We start from the raw sequence: 15,392 nt of genomic DNA, 5'->3' as shown, positions 1-15,392 counted from the left end.
CTATTTGCGCTTTCGGTAGAGTTTGGTGAGGTGGTCGACGAACAGGTTGAACAGCAGGCACAGGACGATGAACCAGACGATGATGAACTGCCCGGAGAACAGGTAGTGGAGGGGGAAACCGAGCACCACCGTCTCGGTCAGCCGCCCCGTGCCGTCCGCCTTGCGCTGGGTGAGCAGCAGCAACAGTTGGAAGCCGAAGGTGAAGAAGGCCCAGCTTATCAGCAGGATCCAGGTGTAGCGCACCTTCTGGCGCATGAAGCCGGGGCGGGGGCGGAAGAAATTGACGCGGTAGTCCTTGGCGGGTGGGTCGGGCGGCGCCTGCTGCTTGTCCATGGTCCCCTCCTTGACATCCGAGCGCGGGCTTGAAAATCAGAATCCAGGGGGTGTCAGGAGCCAGCAGTCAGATGAAAAGCAGAAAGGCGGCCTCTGCTGGATTCTGAATTCTGGTTCCGGGACTCCGCTGTCCGAGCGTCGCTACCCTCTTCGAGCCTGTTTCAGAACCTTGTTTGCTTTGTGATCTTAGCAGGTTGTCGCAGAAAGGCCAAGCCGAAGATTAGGTCGCGGCCGATTCCTGTCCGGGCTTGATGATTTCGCGCAGCACGCTGGTGGCGTAGCTGCCGCGGGGCAGGGCGAAGCTCAGCACCAGGTCGGCTCCATCGAGGCGAACGCCGGGCTCCTGCAGGGGGACCCGCAGCGCGCGGCGTTCGCCCTCCATGGTCAGCCCCTGGCCAATGCGGAAGCTTTCCAGGGCGAGCCCCTCCTTTTCGAGCAGGCTTTCCTCCAGGATCCCCGCCTTGCCGCGGGCCAGGGTGACCTTGCAGCCGAACAGCGGGCCCGAGGGGCTGATCTCGAAACGCTCGGCCCGCGGCTGTTCGGCCGCCGGGTCGGTCACCGCAAAGCAGGCCCCGTTGTCGTGCTTGTAGGCCAGATCTCCCGGCCAGAGCGTCTCCAGGCTGTCCAGGCGCATGGCGACGATACGGTCGAAGAGGTGGGACTGGATCGCCGAAAGGTAGAGCCGCAGCAGCTTGCGCGGCATGCCCATCACCGCCGCCTCGGCGCTGCCCCCTTCGAGCAGGATGTGCACCAACCGGCGCTCGTCGCGCAGCCTGCCCGGCAGGGCCTCGAGGGCTCCGCGCAGATCCCCGGCGGCGAAGCGCTCGGCCCCTTCGCGCCAGCGCTGGTTCTTGATCTGTGCGGGGTCGCCGATGATCTGGCGAATGGCTTCGGCGAAGTCGCGCAGCAGGATGGCCCGGCCGATCAGGTGCGAGTTGCCGAAGCTGCCGTAGCGCTGTTCACCGAAGGCGTTGGGCACCCCGAGGCTCTCGAGGATGTGCAGGACATCCCGGGCGGCCTCGAGGCTCCCCTCGCGGGGGTCGCGGATGCGGATCTCGAAGCGGTTGCCGGCCAGGTGGCCGGGGCGCAGCTTGTTGCGGTGACGCCTGGCGGAGAGGATGCGCACCCCCTCGATCTGCACCTCCAGCGCCCGTTCGGGGGCGACTCCGGGAGCCGAGACCGTCTGTCGGGTGGTGGCGCGGGCGTCCTTGAGCCCGGCGTAGCCCATCTCCCGCTCCTTGACGCCGAGGGCCCTGGAGAGCTGGTGCAGCAGGTCGAAGGTGGTCAGCCCCTGTTTTTCCACCTCGATGTAGAGATGCTCGCCCTCGCCGCAGGGGAGGTAGAGAGGGATTTCCTCGACCCGGAAGTCTTCGGGGCTCTCCTTGATGGTGCCGCCGGTGCCGGCCACCGCCTTGCTGAGATACCTATCCATTTTCCACCTGCTGCCAGCGGACCCTGAACCCCTGGGTGACGGGGGGCAGCAGGGATTCGTCGGCCCTGAACCCGGGAGCCTTGCGGTGATGCACGAAGTGGATCGGCTGGCCCAGCTCGAGAAAGCGGCGCATGTACTTGGAATGCGGATAGCCGGCGAGCTCGAGGGCGAAGGGTTCCGCCAGCACGTTGCGGTAGCCCTCCAGCGTCGGCAGCAGGGCCGCCACGTCCTCGGCGTAGTCGACGAAATCGGTGCAGAAGAAAAGGTTCCCCTCCGGCACCAGGTAGTAGAGCAGCGTCTGCAGAAATTCGCGGTTGACCAGGCGCCGTCCGCGGTGGCGTTTTTTCGGCCAGGGATCGGGGCAATTGATGTAGACCGCGCTCAGGGTCTCCGCCCTCAGGTGGCGAGCCAGCAGGAAGCGGGCCTCCATGCGCAGCACCCGCACGTTCTGCAGGCCGGCTTCGTCGATCCTGCGGCAGGTTTTCAGGCACCCCTTGTTGTAGATGTCGATGGCCAGGTAGTTTCGTCCCGGGTCGCCGGCGGCCAGTTGGGCGATGAAATCGCCGATGCCGCAGCCGATCTCCAGGACGAGGGGGCGGTCGTTGCCGAAGAGGGTTCGCAAATCGTCGATTTCTGCGAGACGCTCCTCGGGGATGAAGTTGGGGGACGTGATTTCAAGCATCCGCTGGGTCATGGTGCGGGTTCCTCCTGGGAATTTCGGCGCGGAAAGTACCACGAACCGCGGAATTGTGCAACCGCGAGCGGGCCGGGCCGGGGGTGGTTTCCCCCGGCCCGGCAAGGGGTTACTTGAGGCCGGCCAGGTACTCGGTGAGGACCTTGAGGTCTTCCTCGGCCATGTGGCTGAAGGAGGGCATGATGGAGGTCGGCACGCTGGCCTTGGGGTCGACCAGCTTGGCGCGCAGCTGGCCGCTGGTCAGGCGGGCGCCGACCTGGTCAAGGGCCGGGCCCAGGTTGCCGCCCTCGCCGTTGAACTGGTGGCACCCTTTGCAGCCGAGGGCGTTGATCAGTTCCCGCGCACGGGCCTCGTTATCGACGGCGTTTGCCGTCCCGGCGAGCGCCAGGGTCAGTCCGGCCGCTGCGAAGACGGCCGCAAAACTCTTCAGGTTCATAGGGGTGAAGCTCCTTTCGGCAATATCCCCCGGCAGGTGCCGGGGCAAAATCCATTCACAGGCTGGCTGGCAGCAGGACTCAGGATACAGGAAAATTTTTCCCGAGGCAAAGCCGCAGATGCAAAAGCCGGTGGAAAAAGATGATTGCGAAAGTGGTTGAATTCTGGATCGGCCGGGGCTACTCTTGATGCCTGTTTATCCTGGCAGACGATGGAGGATGCTGATGGCGATCCCTGTTTCCCGGCGGGCCCGGGAGGTCAAGCCGTTTCTGGCCATGGAACTCATGGAGAGGGCCAAGGAACTCGAGGCCCAAGGCCGGGACATCATCTATCTGTGCCTCGGCGAGCCCGACTTTCCCACTCCGGAGGTGGTGACCGAGGAGGTCGTGTCGGCGATCCGGGGCGGGGCGACCTCCTATACCCACTCCCTGGGGCTGCTGGAGCTGCGCCAGGAGATCGCCCGCTTCTACCGGCGCCGCTACCAGGTCGAGATCGACCCGGCCCAGGTGCTGGTCTCCTCGGGGACCAGCCCGCTGATGCTGCTGCTGTTCGCCGCGCTGCTCGAAGAGGGGGACGAGATCATCCTCTCCGACCCCGGCTACGCCTGCTACGCCAATTTCATCCGCTTCCCCGGCGGGGTGCCGCGGTTTTTGCGCACCCGCGAACAGGACGGCTTCCAGCCCCGCCCCGAACAGGTCCGCGCCATGCTCAGCCCCCGCAGCCGCGGGGTGCTGATCAACTCCCCCTCCAACCCGGCCGGCTCGGTGATGCCCACGGCCTGGCTCGAAGAGCTGGCCCAGCTGCCGGTGCCGGTGATCTCCGACGAGATCTACCACGGCCTGACCTACGCCGGCGAGGAGCGCAGCATCCTCGAATTCACCCCCGAGGCCTTCGTGCTGGGCGGCTTCTCCAAGGCCTACGCCATGACCGGCTGGCGGCTCGGCTACCTGATCTCGCCGCCGGGCTGCATGCGCGCCCTGCAGAGCCTGCACCAGAACTTCCTGATCTGCGCCAACAACTTCGTGCAGCGCGCCGGCATCGCCGCGCTGACCCGCTGCGACGCCGACCTGCAGAAGATGCGCGAAGCCTACGACCGGCGCCGGCGCTTTTTGGTGGAGCGGCTGCGCCAGCTCGGCCTGGGGATCGGCTTCGAGCCTGTCGGCGCCTTCTACGTGCTGGCCGACGCCCGCCACCTGGGGAGCGATTCGCTGGCCCTGTCCCGCGAGATCCTCGAGCAGACCGGGGTCGCCGTCACCCCGGGCATCGATTTCGGCCCCGGCGCCGAGGGCTACCTGCGCTTCTCCTACGCCAATTCCATGGAAAAGCTGCGCGAGGCCACCGAAAGGCTGGAGAAATACCTGAAGGGGCGCTGAGTGACTGCCCTGCTCGGGGGATGCGAACCGGGCCGCAGCGGACCCGACAGATCCGACCGATCGGTCTGATCTGTCCGATCGGTCGCGGCCCACGGGCTTTCAGCCTGGCAAATAAGATTCGTTACCGCCAAAAGGAGCTACCAACCATGCTTATCGTCATGGACCACAACGCCACCGAAGAGCAGGTCAAAGCCGTGCAGAAGGCCGTGGAGGTCATGGGCCTGGAGGCCAAGCCGATCCCGGGGAGCGAACGCACCGCCATCGGGGTGCTCGGCAACCAGGGCTACGTGGACGACGCCACCATCCGCGAGTTGCCCGGGGTGCGCGAGTGCATCCACGTGAGCAAGCCCTACAAGCTGGTCTCGCGGGATTTTCATCCCGAGTCGACGGTGGTCGAGGCCGCCGGGGTGCGCTTCGGCGACGGTCAGCGGCCGGTGGTCATCGCCGGGCCCTGCTCCATCGAGAACGAAAAGCAGATGCTCGACGCCGCCCGCCAGGTCAAGGCGGCCGGCGGGCAGGTGCTGCGCGGCGGCGCTTTCAAGCCGCGCACCGGGCCCCACTCCTTCCAGGGGCTGGGGGTCGAGGGGCTCAAACTGCTGCGCCAGGCCGGCGACGCCGAGGGGCTGCCGGTGATCACCGAGGTGATGCGCATCGACCAGCTCGAGGCGGTCTGCCGCCACGCCGACATCCTGCAGATCGGCGCCCGCAACATGCAGAACTTCGACCTGCTCAAGGAGGCCGGCCGCAGCGGTTTCCCCGTGCTGCTCAAACGCGGCATGAGCGCCACCATCGAGGAGTTTCTTGCCGCCGCCGAATACCTGCTGGCCGAGGGGAACGAGCGGGTCATCCTCTGCGAGCGCGGCATCCGCACCTTCGAGCGGGCCACCCGCAACACCCTCGACCTGTCGGTAGTCCCGCTGATCCGCCAGATGAGCCATCTGCCGATCATCGTCGACCCCAGCCACGCCACCGGCAAGCGCCCGCTGGTGCCGGTGATGGCCAAGGCGGCGCTGGTCGCCGGCGCCCACGGGATCATGGTCGAGGTTCATCCCGAGCCGGAAAAGGCGCTGTGCGACGGAGCGCAGAGCCTGAGCGGCGAGGGGTTCGCCAGCCTGATGGGGGAGGTCGAGGGCCTGCTCAAATACCTGGGCTATTAACCCAACCCTGTCCGGGGCGATCTGGTAGCGGCCAGGTGCTTGCCAGCCTCGATTTTCTGGGGTAATCTTTCATAATGACCAAAGCGGTCATTTAGTTGAATGACACAGAAAGGATGTTTCTCATGGCCGGTCCTATCGAAATCAAACCGGGGGTGACGTGGCTGGGGGCACGCCACCCCGAGTTGCGCATATTCGACGAGCTCTTCCCCACCCGCCACGGCAGCAGCTACAATTCCTACCTGGTGCGCGGCACCAGCAAGACCGCTCTCATCGACACGGTCAAGGCCCCCTATACCGAGGCCTTTATCGAGAACCTGAGCAGCCTGGTGCCGCTGGAGCAGATCGACCTGGTGGTGGTCAACCATACCGAACCCGACCATTCGGGGGCGCTGGGGCGGCTGCTCGAGCTCAACCCCGAGATCGAGGTCTATTGCACGCGCCCCGGGGAGAACTTTCTCAAGCAGCTCTTCGAGCAGCCGATGAAGACCCACCCGGTGGCCGAAGGCGAGGAGATCGACCTGGGCGGCCGGACGCTGCGCTTCATCCTCGCCCCTTCGCTGCACTGGCCCGACACCATGTTCACCTACCTGGTGGAGGACGCCATCCTCTTCTCCTGCGACGCCTTCGGCTCCCACTACTGCAGCGACAAGCTCTACAACGACGAAGCCGGGGATTTCACCGCCGAGTTCGAGCAGTACTTCGACACCATCATGCGCCCCTTCAAGGAGAAGATCCGCGAGGCGGTGGCCAAGGTCGAAGGGCTGCCCATCGAGCTGGTCTGCCCCTCCCACGGGCCGGTGCTGCGCAGCCACCCCAAGGCGGCCATCGCCCGCTACAAGGAACTGGCCGCCGCCCCGCCCGCTTCGGCGGCCAAGAGGGCCCTGGTGCTGACCCTTTCGCCCCACGGCAACACCCGGCAGATGGCCCGCTCGGTGGCCGCCGGCCTGCAGGCCCAGGGGGTCGAGGTGGCCGAGTACAGCCTGATCGATGCCGACACCCAGGTGCTGCGCAGCGAGCTGGAGCGCTGCGACGCCCTGGTGGTGGGCACCCCGACCATCAACCGCGACGCGCCCCCGCCGGTCTGGAACGCTTTGTCGCTGCTCTCCTCGGTGACCCCCAAGGGGAAGCTGGGCGCCGTGTTCGGTTCCTTCGGTTGGAGCGGCGAGGCGGTGAACCTGGTGGAGGAGCGCCTCAAGGGGCTCAAGTACTCCCTGCCGGTGCCGGGGCTGACCTACCGCTTCAAGCCCACCGACCATGACATCCAGGAGTGCCGTGACTTCGGCGAGCAGGTGGGCAAGGCCCTGACCCAGGCCTGAGCCGCCGCATCGCCGCTGACTGCAAGGCCAAGGGGCCGTCCACGGGGGCGGCCCCTTGGCTTTTGCATTTTTTTCGCCCCCGGTGCATAATTTCACGCCGGTCTGCCCAGCCCCTTCGAGGACCTTCCCTTGGTGAAACCATCGCTCGTCGCCACCGTGGCCGTGGCGGCGCCACTGGACAAGCTGCTCTCCTACCTGCTGCCCGCCGAGCTGCGCGAGCGGGCCCGGGTCGGGGTGCGCTTGCGGGTGCCGCTGGGCCGGCGCAGCGTGGTCGGCTACCTGCTGGGGGTGGCCGAAGGGGAGGCGGAGGGCCTCAAGCCGGTCGCCGAGGTGCTCGACGAGGCGCCCCTGTTCCCGCCGGCGATGATCGATTTTTTCCTGCGCGCCGCCGAGTATTACTGCCATCCCCCCGGAGAGGTGATCCGCACCGCCCTGCCGGCGGGGCTATCGGGGCGGGGCGCCGAGGTCAGCATCCTGCAGGAGCGCTTCTACCGCGCCGCGCCGCGCGGCGACGAGCCGCCGGGGGCCCGGCAGCGGCAGATCTGCCAGCTGGTGCGGGAGCGGGGGCAGGTCGCCCTGAGCGAGCTGCGCGAACACTTCGCCGCGCCCCACGCGCCGCTGCGGCGGCTGGTGGAGTTGGGCTTTCTCGAGGAGGAGAGCGGCGAGCGGCTGCGCGACCCGTTCCTTGACCAGCCCCCGCCGCCCGATTCGCAACTCGAACCGACCCCCGACCAGGCCCGGGCGCTGGAGCAGCTGCGGGCCAAGTTGGGTGATGGGTTCGCGCCGTTTCTGCTACACGGGGTGACCGGCAGCGGCAAGACCGAGGTCTACCTGCGGATCATCGCCGCGGCCCTGCAGCGGGGGGCCCGGGCCCTGGTCCTGGTCCCGGAAATCGCCCTGACCCCCCAGCTGGTGGGGCGCTTCCGAGCCCGCTTCGCCGCCGCCGGCACCGGCATCGCGGTGCTGCACTCGGGGCTCTCCGACGGCGAGCGCTACGATGCCTGGCGGGCCATCGCCCGCGGTGCCGCCGATATCGTCATCGGCGCCCGCTCGGCGGTTTTCGCCCCCCTGGAGCGGCTCGGTGTCATCGTCGTCGACGAGGAGCACGAGGCGAGCTACAAGCAGGCCGAGGGGTTTCGCTACCATGCCCGGGACCTCGCCCTGCTGCGCGGCCAGATGAGCAAGACCCTGGTGCTGCTCGGCAGCGCCACCCCGGCGCTGACCACCTTTCACCGGGCCCGCGAGGGGCAAAGCGGCTATCTGCCGCTGGCCGCACGCGCCCAGGAGCGTCCCCTGCCTGCGGTTGAGCTGGTCGACCTGGTCCAGCAGCGCCCCGAAGGGGTGCTCTCGGCCCCGCTGGTGGCGGCCCTGGGCGAGGTGCTGGAGGCGCGCCAGCAGGCGCTGCTGCTGCTTAACCGGCGCGGCTTTTCTCCCTACCTGCTGTGCGGCGACTGCGGCCAGAGCTTCCGCTGCCCCAACTGCGAAATCACCCTGACCTATTACCAGAAGTCCCGGCGGCTGCGCTGCCACTACTGCGATTTCAGCCAGGCGCCCCCCGAGCTCTGCCCGCGCTGCAGCGGCGGCGGCCTCGCCCCCGAAGGGGCCGGCACCGAGCGGCTCGAGGAGGAGCTGGAGGCGCTGTTTCCCCAGGCCCGCATCGCCCGCATGGACCGCGACTCGACCACGCGCAAGGGCTCCCACCAGCAGCTGGTGGAGCGGATGAGCCGGGGCGAGGTGGATATCCTGATCGGCACCCAGATGATCGCCAAGGGACACGATTTTCCCGGGGTGACCCTGGTCGGGGTGGTGGGGGCCGACTCGTCGCTGAACTTCCCCGATTTCCGCAGCGCCGAGCGGACCTTCGCCCTGCTGACCCAGGTGGCCGGCCGCGCCGGGCGCGCCGAGCTGCCCGGCAGGGTCTATATCCAGACTTTTGCCCCCGAGCATTACGCCCTGCAGTGTGCCGCCCTGCACGACTACCAGGGGTTCTACGAGCAGGAGATCGCCTTTCGCCAGGAGCTCGGCTACCCCCCCTTCGGTTACCTGGTCAACCTGGTGCTGGCCGGCAACGACCCGGGGCGGGTCAATGCGGCGGCGACTGCCCTGGCCGAGGCCTTGGCGGACGACGCCGGGGAGGCCGAGGTGCTCGGCCCGGCCCCCTGCCCGCTGGCCCGGCTGCGGGGCAAGACCCGCATGCAGGTGCTGCTCAAGGCCCCCCGCCGCCCCCCGCTGCGCCGTCTGCTGGTACGCCTCGATGTCCTGCGCCGCAAGATCCCCGCGGGGGTGGCCCTGGCCGTCGACGTCGACCCGGTAGATATGCTTTGAAAGACAGGAGTCACGAATCACGAATCACGAGTCACGAGTCGATCCGTTTGACGGGCTCCTGAAAAGCGGCTATTGTTTCCCCTCGTGAACCCTTTGCCTTGCGAGGACTCCCTGCATGCCCGCTGGTTGTGGCCGTCGTCCCGTCCCCCGGTTTATCGCGATTCTTCCTGCCCTTGTGCTGCTGTGCCTGGCCTCCTGCACCCTGGCTCCCGAGGTGGCTCCGCCTGCGCCGCCGCCACCGCCGGTGCCGCAGGTGGTGGTGCCGGCCCTTACCCCGGTCCCCTGGGAGCTGGTCGACGGCTGGCCCGACCCGGAACCGGGTCCGGCCCTGGAGGCGTTTTTGAAAAGCTGCCAGGGGCTGAAGTCCCGCCCCCAGTTCCAGTCGGCCTGCAGCGCGGCGAAGGCGGTGAACGTCGTCGATCCGGGTGCGGTGCAGAGGTTTTTCGAGCAGTATTTCACCCCCCACCAGGTGCGCAATGTCGACGGGACGGGTTCTGGGCTGATCACCGGTTATTACGTCCCCGAACTCAAAGGGAGCCGGATGCCCACAGCCCGCCATAAGTACCCGCTTTACGGGCTGCCCGACGACCTGCTGGTCATCGATCTGCGCAGCGTCTACCCCGAACTCGGCGATTACCGGCTGCGCGGCCGGGTGGTGGGGCGCAAGGTGGTGCCCTACTGGGACCGGACGGTGATCGACGGGCCGCAACAGCCCCTGGCGGGCAAGGAACTGTTCTGGGTCGAGGACCCCGTCGAGCTGTTCTTCCTGCACATCCAGGGGTCGGGGCGCATCAGCCTGCCGGGCGGCGAGAAGATCATGCTCAATTACGCGGACCAGAATGGCCACCCCTATCGCTCCATCGGCAAGCTGCTGCTCGAGCGCGGAGCCATGACCCGCGACCAGATGTCGATGCAGAACATCAAGGAATGGGCCCGGCAAAACCCCGAAAGCGTCGCCGGACTGCTCGGTGAAAACCCCAGCTACGTGTTCTTTCGCGAACTGGACCCCGGGGTCCAGGTGCCTCCCGGAGCCCTCGGGGTGCCGCTCACCCCGGGGCGCAGCCTGGCCGTCGACCCGCGGACTATCCCCCTGGGGGCACCGGTCTTTATCGCCACAACCTGGCCGGGCGGCGGCGGTCCGCTGCGGCGCCTGATGGCGGCTCAGGACACCGGCGGGGCGATCAAGGGCCGGGTGCGGGCCGATTTTTTCTGGGGACTGGGCGAAGAGGCGGGCAGCTACGCCGGCCGCACCAAGCAGGCCGGCTGGCTTTGGGTGCTGCTGCCCAAGGAGGCGCAGACCCAGGCCGGTGCGAAGACCAGGCCCTGATGCCGACAGGCAAAATCCGCGAAAATAATACGGCATTTTGGCAGTAAAATTGCAAATCCAAATGCAGGCCCCCTTACGGCCCAGGTCGGTCGGAAATTTGACCACGGGATCGCCCCCCCCCGAAGTCCCGGGTGGGTTCGAGGAGGACCACATCAATGTTCCGGAGGGATTTGCGCCGACCATGCAGAGCGAACTTCAATCGGTCGTCAACGCCGTAAGCGATCTTCCGCCGATGCCGGTGGTGGCGGCAAAGGTGGTCAAAATCACCCAGGACCCCGACTCCAGCGCCGAGGACCTGGCCCGGGCCATTTCCCTGGATCCGGCGGTCTCGGCCCGGGTGATGAAAATAGCCAATTCCTCCTTCTACAGCATGCAGAAGCAGGTCAATACCCTGCGCCGGGCCATCGTGGTGCTGGGCGAGCGCACCCTGAAGAGCCTGGTGTTCGCCTCGAGCATGAAAGGGCTCAACCGCTCCTTCGGCCTGATGGAGAAGATGCTCTGGGAAGACGCCATCGGTGGTGCCATTGCCGCCCGGCTGCTGGCCCTGCGCTTTCGCGCCGCCGATCCGGAAGAGGCGTTCCTGGGCGGGTTGTTCCGGCATATCGGCAAGCTGGTGATGAACAACATGGACGGCGTCAAATTCCTGCAGATGATCCAGGAGGCCTACAATGGGGAAGGGTCCCTCGAAGAGCTGGAGCGGCGCTACTTCCCCTATTCGCACGCGGTGATCGGCGAGGCGGTGCTGCGCAAATGGCACATCGCCGAATCGTTGGTCTATGCGGTGCGTCATCATTCCGACATGGCGATGGTTCCCGGGGAGGATCCGGCGGTATACCGGCTGATGGCCACCGTCAACATCGCCGACAATTTTTGTCTGCGCCTGGGACTCGGTCGTCGGGCCCCGGACAAATCCATCGACCTGGGGGCGATCCCCGGGGTTCGGGCCCTGGGTCTGGAGTACGAGCAGGTCAACCAGGCTCTGCTGGAATTCAGGGAGCTGTTCGAGAAAGACCGCGAAACCTTCATGGGCTGAGCGGCCAAGGGGAAGGCAAAGCATGGAGGCCAGGGTTTTCGATCTCGATGACTTGGGCTGGCAGCGGCTGCGGCAGGATCTTACCACCGGGGTCAGCGCCAAGCCCCTGCACGCTGCCGCCGCGGGAGGCCTCAAACTCATGCTGACCCGGGTTGAGCCCGGCGGCGAGTTTGCGCGGCATGCGGACCCCTATCACCACCTGTTTTGGTTCGTGGAGGGGGAGGGGGTGGGGTGGCTGGGCGACAAAACCTATGCCATCTCCCCAGGCCGCGTGGCCCAGGTCCCGGCGGGAACCTCCCACGGCTACCGCAACACCGGGGATGTGGACCTGGTGCTGCTGACGGTCAACCTGCCGGTGGGGGAGTGATTCCTGGTGGTTGGGCTATCTCCCCCGTGTGACGCAGCCGGAGCGGAGTGGACGTTTTGCGAAAAAGCCGGGCAAATGTCTGAGCGAAGCGAGTTTTTGCCCGGCCGCAAAACGTCTGCGCGGCGCAGGGAACCCGCCGCAGGCGGGCCAGGAGCCGGGTGCCCTTCTTTTGGTTACTTTTCTTGGGCATGCAAGAAAAGTAACTCGCCCTGACGGGGCGAGTCCCGCCGGTTTTGACGTTTGACCAGAACGAATAAGACCTTAAATAACCAACCAAGCCCGGCGAAACCGCCGGGCTTTTCAATTATCGGGAGGGTTCCTTGGCGCCGCCCCGACATGTTTAACCTGTTTCGAGGCCAGCAGGCTGCAGAGCGCCCGAGTTTCAACCCCCAACTCCATTGACACTCTCACTTGTGGACGCCAAGGCGGGCCGATATTCCAATCGTCCCTTACCTGCATTATCCCGCGCCGGGCTAGGCCGAATCAAGAGGTGCGGCGATTCTGGAAACCATCTCTTCCACGGAAATCTCCCGCCCGGCAATGACCACCTCCGCCCAGCGGCGGTAGAGGGGCAGCCGCTTTTGGTACAGGTCGGCAAAGGTCTCGCCGGGGTCCATGATCAGCCCGCGGGTATCCATGTCCTTGACCCGGTGCAGGAGCGCCTTGAGCGGGACATCGAGAAATACGATGGTTCCCCTCCGCTTCAGTGACTCCATGGCCGCAACGCTGTAGATCGCCGAGCCGCCGGTGGCGATGACGGTCCGCGTGACCCGCAGCTCCAGCAGCACTTCCTCCTCGATGCGCCGCAGGGCCGCCAGGCCGTCCTGGTTGATGATCTCCTGCAGGCGCCGGCCTTCGCGGGCCTGGATCGCCACGTCGGTGTCGAGAAAATCGTAGCCGAGCCGTTTTGCCAGCACCACGCCGACGGTGCTTTTGCCCGCGCCGGGCATGCCGATGAGGACGAGGTTGGATTTTCTGGATGGTCCTTTTGCGGGCATATTGAAAGAGGTCCTGGAGGTCCGGCGTGAATCCAGTAGTCAGAATTCAGAATCCAGAAGGAAAACCCTGGGATTCGGTTCATTGTTGTTATTCCGGCTCCTGATCTCTGGATTCTGAATTCTTCAGGGATGTTTTCCCCGCCCTGCGCTCCAGGGACCGCTGCAGGCGAATCTTGAGCTCCTGGTTCCTGAGCCGGACCTGCTCGTCCCCATGATACCACGGGGGGATGTCATCGTAGTCCGGAATGCCGTCGTCGATGAGGTAGCGCCCTTCGGGGTTCTTGGGATAGCCGGCGGCCGGGACCCCCCCGGCGCAGATGACGCGCAGGGGGGCGTCGCCGGGGTTGTTGAGGGCCCTTTTCGAGGCCGGGGCGACTCGCACCAGGTCGCCCGGCTGCAGGGGGAGGGTCTCGCCGTCCACCAGCAGCTCGCCGCGCCCCTCGATCACCATGTAGACCTCCTCCTGTTCCCGGTGGGTGTGGGTGAAGGTATACCCCTGGCGCGGCGGCAGGTTGATCAGCCCCAGCGCGACCCCGGTCAGCCCGAGGTCGCGCCGGGGCGAGGTGAGCGGCGGCAGCTTGTCCCAGTCGATGGAGAATTTGTTGAACATGGGTTCTGCAGGCTTCCTTTGGCTTTTTCCCGGAGCGGTTAGCTGATCTTCAAAACGATCTTGCCGAAGTGCTTGTCCTCTTCCATCATCCGGTGCGCCTCAACCACCTGATCGAGGGGGAAGACCTTTTCGATGATCGGCACGATGGTGCGGTCGGCGAATTTGGGCAGGGCGCGGCGGCTGAACTCGGCGACGATCTCGCCCTTTTCCGCCACCGGCCGCGAGCGCAGCACCGAGCCGATGATCTGCTGGCGTTTGACCATCATCAGGGCCAGGTTGAGTTCGGCCTTGATCCCGCTGATCACCCCGATGATGACCAGCCTGCCCTTGTAGCCCAGCGAATTCATGTTGGGCGCCAGGTACTTGGCGCCGACGTGGTCGAGGACCAGGTCGACCCCTTTCTTGGCGGTGAACTCCTTTACCGTGTCGGTGAAGTCGGGGGTCTGGGTGAAGTCGATCACCAGGTCCGCGCCGAGCTGCCTGACCCGCTCGATCTTGCTCGGGTGGGCGGTGACGATCAGCTTGCTGGCCGGGGTCAGCGCCTTGCTCAGCTGCAGCGCCGCGGTGTTGACCCCGCCGCCGCCGCCGTGAAAAATGCCGGTCTGGCCGTCGGCGAACTCGCCGATCATGAAGACATTGAGAAAGGCGGTGATGTACGATTCGCAGACGCAGGCCGCCTCCTCGAAGCTCATGCTCTCGGGGATCGGCATCAGGTGGCTGGCGTAGGCCACGGCGTACTCGGCGTAGCCGCCCCCGCCGACCAGGGTCATGACCCGGTCGCCGACCTTCCAGCCCTTGACCGCAGCGCCCAGCGCCTCGATGGTGCCGGCGACCTCCAGGCCGAGAATCTCCGAATCGCCCGGCGGCGGGGGATACTTACCCTCGCGCTGCACCAGGTCGGGGCGGTTGATGGAGGTGGCGACGACCTTGATCAGGACCTGGTCGTCCTTGGCAACGGGTTTTTCGGCTTCGCCGACCTTGAGTACCTCGAGTCCGCCAAAACCGTCGAGCAATACAGCCTTCATGCAGATCTCCTCCCTTGCGGATAGAAACAAAGCGACAGGCGACAGGGGCTTTAACAGCATGCCCCGGGGGGGGTGACAAATAGAACGGCGTGTCGATTATAAGGTATACCGAAGCGGTTGCAACCCAAATCCGTGGCTGCGGCCTTGGCGGCGGGGGCAAAAGGTTGACAAATCCCCCATGAACGGGTAAAAACCGAGCGATAAGGTACCCGGTCCGGTCGCTCCTGAAAGGGGTGGTCGTAGCATTTTTCAGGAGGTTCGATGAAGAAGGATATCAACGAAAAAGGGGCAATCATCCAGCGCGACAAGGAGACTTACGCCATTGCCCCGCACATCCCCGGCGGCATCACCAACACCGCGACCCTGCGCAAGATCGCCGATGTGGCCGACAAGTACCAGGCCCAGGCGCTCAAGCTCACCAGCGCCCAGCGCATCGCCATCGTCGGGCTGCCCGAGGAGAAACTCGACGAGATCTGGGAAGAGCTGGGCGAGAAGCCCGGTGCCGCCATCGGGCTGTGCGTGCGCAGCGTCAAGATCTGCCCCGGCACCACCTTCTGCAAGCGCGGTCAGCAGGACTCGGTGGAGGTCGGCCTGAAGATGGACGCCAAATACCACGGCCTCGAGCTCCCCTGGAAGTTCAAGATGGGGGTCTCGGGCTGCATCAACGACTGCGCCGAAGGCTGCATCAAGGACATCGCCCTGATCGGCACCCCCAAGGGGTGGAACGTCATGGTCGGCGGCAACGGCGGCGGCCAGGCGCGGCTCTCGCACAAGCTGCTCGAACACGTCCCCAGCGACCAGGAAGCCCTGGCCCTGGTCGACCACCTCATCCAGTGGTTCAAGGCCCAGGACCGACGCTGCCGGCTCGGCAAATTCATCGACGAGATGGGCATCGAGGCTTTCCGCGAAGAGGTCCTCAACGGCTTCAAGCGCTAAGGCAAAACAAAAGGGGGAGCCGGCCGGCTCC

The 15,392-nt window shown here is 66.1% G+C and carries 15 protein-coding genes; 8 read left to right on the top strand and 7 right to left on the bottom strand.

The annotated features are described in order from the left end of the window. From DESUT3_RS16160 to DESUT3_RS16145, 4 genes are all read right to left on the bottom strand, one after another. Positions 1-333: a DUF4212 domain-containing protein gene (locus tag DESUT3_RS16160; protein ID WP_221249502.1), complete on the bottom strand. Its 333-nt coding sequence runs from the start codon at positions 331-333 to the stop codon at positions 1-3. Between the two features lie 220 nt (positions 334-553). Continuing rightward, positions 554-1,765: a tRNA pseudouridine(13) synthase TruD gene (gene truD, locus DESUT3_RS16155; RefSeq protein WP_221249501.1), complete on the bottom strand. Its 1,212-nt coding sequence runs from the start codon at positions 1,763-1,765 to the stop codon at positions 554-556. Continuing rightward, the gene (gene trmB / locus DESUT3_RS16150; protein ID WP_221249500.1) at positions 1,758-2,459 is read right to left on the bottom strand and encodes a tRNA (guanosine(46)-N7)-methyltransferase TrmB; all 702 of its coding nucleotides are present in this window, start codon (positions 2,457-2,459) and stop codon (positions 1,758-1,760) included. The genes truD and trmB overlap by 8 nt, the downstream gene beginning before the upstream one ends. Positions 2,460-2,568: 109 nt before the next feature. Next, positions 2,569-2,895, bottom strand: coding sequence for a c-type cytochrome (locus DESUT3_RS16145; protein ID WP_221249499.1), 327 nt, complete (start codon positions 2,893-2,895; stop codon positions 2,569-2,571). A gap of 223 nt (positions 2,896-3,118) precedes the next feature. Between DESUT3_RS16145 and DESUT3_RS16140 the strand changes: the two genes are divergently transcribed. The 7 genes from DESUT3_RS16140 to DESUT3_RS16110 all read left to right on the top strand — a co-directional run bounded on the left by DESUT3_RS16140 (position 3,119) and on the right by DESUT3_RS16110 (position 11,792). Next, the gene (locus DESUT3_RS16140; RefSeq protein ID WP_221249498.1) at positions 3,119-4,267 is read left to right on the top strand and encodes a pyridoxal phosphate-dependent aminotransferase; all 1,149 of its coding nucleotides are present in this window, start codon (positions 3,119-3,121) and stop codon (positions 4,265-4,267) included. A gap of 146 nt (positions 4,268-4,413) precedes the next feature. Further along, positions 4,414-5,424 carry a 3-deoxy-7-phosphoheptulonate synthase gene (gene aroF / locus DESUT3_RS16135; protein ID WP_221249497.1) on the top strand — a complete coding sequence of 337 codons (1,011 nt, stop codon included), beginning with the start codon at positions 4,414-4,416 and terminating at the stop codon, positions 5,422-5,424. Between the two features lie 122 nt (positions 5,425-5,546). Then, entirely contained in the window at positions 5,547-6,740 is a 1,194-nt protein-coding gene (locus tag DESUT3_RS16130) for an FprA family A-type flavoprotein (RefSeq protein WP_221249496.1), read from the top strand. 132 nt (positions 6,741-6,872) lie between these two features. Next, entirely contained in the window at positions 6,873-9,065 is a 2,193-nt protein-coding gene (priA, locus tag DESUT3_RS16125; RefSeq protein WP_225911539.1) for a replication restart helicase PriA, read from the top strand. A 115-nt stretch (positions 9,066-9,180) separates the two neighbouring features. Further along, positions 9,181-10,392 (top strand): murein transglycosylase A, encoded by a 1,212-nt coding sequence (gene mltA, locus DESUT3_RS16120; RefSeq protein ID WP_221249494.1) that lies wholly within the window; start codon positions 9,181-9,183, stop codon positions 10,390-10,392. A 181-nt stretch (positions 10,393-10,573) separates the two neighbouring features. Next, on the top strand, positions 10,574-11,425 hold the full coding sequence (locus DESUT3_RS16115; RefSeq protein ID WP_221249493.1) for an HDOD domain-containing protein: 852 nt from the start codon (positions 10,574-10,576) through the stop codon (positions 11,423-11,425). 22 nt (positions 11,426-11,447) lie between these two features. Further along, positions 11,448-11,792 (top strand): cupin domain-containing protein, encoded by a 345-nt coding sequence (locus DESUT3_RS16110; protein ID WP_221249492.1) that lies wholly within the window; start codon positions 11,448-11,450, stop codon positions 11,790-11,792. A gap of 473 nt (positions 11,793-12,265) precedes the next feature. Here DESUT3_RS16110 and DESUT3_RS16105 read toward each other — a convergent pair whose 3' ends face one another. From DESUT3_RS16105 to DESUT3_RS16095, 3 genes are all read right to left on the bottom strand, one after another. Next, a complete protein-coding gene (locus DESUT3_RS16105; RefSeq protein WP_221249491.1) occupies positions 12,266-12,790 on the bottom strand; it encodes a shikimate kinase in 525 nt (174 codons plus the stop codon). An 88-nt stretch (positions 12,791-12,878) separates the two neighbouring features. Next, positions 12,879-13,400 (bottom strand): cupin domain-containing protein, encoded by a 522-nt coding sequence (locus DESUT3_RS16100; protein WP_221249490.1) that lies wholly within the window; start codon positions 13,398-13,400, stop codon positions 12,879-12,881. 38 nt (positions 13,401-13,438) lie between these two features. Continuing rightward, on the bottom strand, positions 13,439-14,425 hold the full coding sequence (locus DESUT3_RS16095) for an NAD(P)H-quinone oxidoreductase (RefSeq protein ID WP_221249489.1): 987 nt from the start codon (positions 14,423-14,425) through the stop codon (positions 13,439-13,441). Between the two features lie 261 nt (positions 14,426-14,686). Here DESUT3_RS16095 and DESUT3_RS16090 point away from each other — a divergent pair, with 261 nt between their 5' ends. Then, entirely contained in the window at positions 14,687-15,361 is a 675-nt protein-coding gene (locus DESUT3_RS16090; protein ID WP_221249488.1) for a nitrite/sulfite reductase domain-containing protein, read from the top strand. Positions 15,362-15,392 lie beyond the last annotated feature (31 nt).

The organism is Desulfuromonas versatilis (assembly GCF_019704135.1).
Taxonomy (GTDB): domain Bacteria; phylum Desulfobacterota; class Desulfuromonadia; order Desulfuromonadales; family NIT-T3; genus Desulfuromonas_A; species Desulfuromonas_A versatilis.
The sequence above is the reverse complement of the archived record's forward strand: the minus strand, read 5'-3'. Positions and strand labels throughout refer to the sequence as shown.

Coding starts and splice junctions, on each gene's coding strand:
- DESUT3_RS16160 (WP_221249502.1), bottom strand. CDS start 333: ATGGACAAGCAGCAGGCGCCGCCCGACCCACCCGCCAAGGACTACCGC.
- truD (WP_221249501.1), bottom strand. CDS start 1,765: ATGGATAGGTATCTCAGCAAGGCGGTGGCCGGCACCGGCGGCACCATC.
- trmB (WP_221249500.1), bottom strand. CDS start 2,459: ATGACCCAGCGGATGCTTGAAATCACGTCCCCCAACTTCATCCCCGAG.
- DESUT3_RS16145 (WP_221249499.1), bottom strand. CDS start 2,895: ATGAACCTGAAGAGTTTTGCGGCCGTCTTCGCAGCGGCCGGACTGACC.
- DESUT3_RS16140 (WP_221249498.1), top strand. CDS start 3,119: ATGGCGATCCCTGTTTCCCGGCGGGCCCGGGAGGTCAAGCCGTTTCTG.
- aroF (WP_221249497.1), top strand. CDS start 4,414: ATGCTTATCGTCATGGACCACAACGCCACCGAAGAGCAGGTCAAAGCC.
- DESUT3_RS16130 (WP_221249496.1), top strand. CDS start 5,547: ATGGCCGGTCCTATCGAAATCAAACCGGGGGTGACGTGGCTGGGGGCA.
- mltA (WP_221249494.1), top strand. CDS start 9,181: ATGCCCGCTGGTTGTGGCCGTCGTCCCGTCCCCCGGTTTATCGCGATT.
- DESUT3_RS16115 (WP_221249493.1), top strand. CDS start 10,574: ATGCAGAGCGAACTTCAATCGGTCGTCAACGCCGTAAGCGATCTTCCG.
- DESUT3_RS16110 (WP_221249492.1), top strand. CDS start 11,448: ATGGAGGCCAGGGTTTTCGATCTCGATGACTTGGGCTGGCAGCGGCTG.
- DESUT3_RS16105 (WP_221249491.1), bottom strand. CDS start 12,790: ATGCCCGCAAAAGGACCATCCAGAAAATCCAACCTCGTCCTCATCGGC.
- DESUT3_RS16100 (WP_221249490.1), bottom strand. CDS start 13,400: ATGTTCAACAAATTCTCCATCGACTGGGACAAGCTGCCGCCGCTCACC.
- DESUT3_RS16095 (WP_221249489.1), bottom strand. CDS start 14,425: ATGAAGGCTGTATTGCTCGACGGTTTTGGCGGACTCGAGGTACTCAAG.
- DESUT3_RS16090 (WP_221249488.1), top strand. CDS start 14,687: ATGAAGAAGGATATCAACGAAAAAGGGGCAATCATCCAGCGCGACAAG.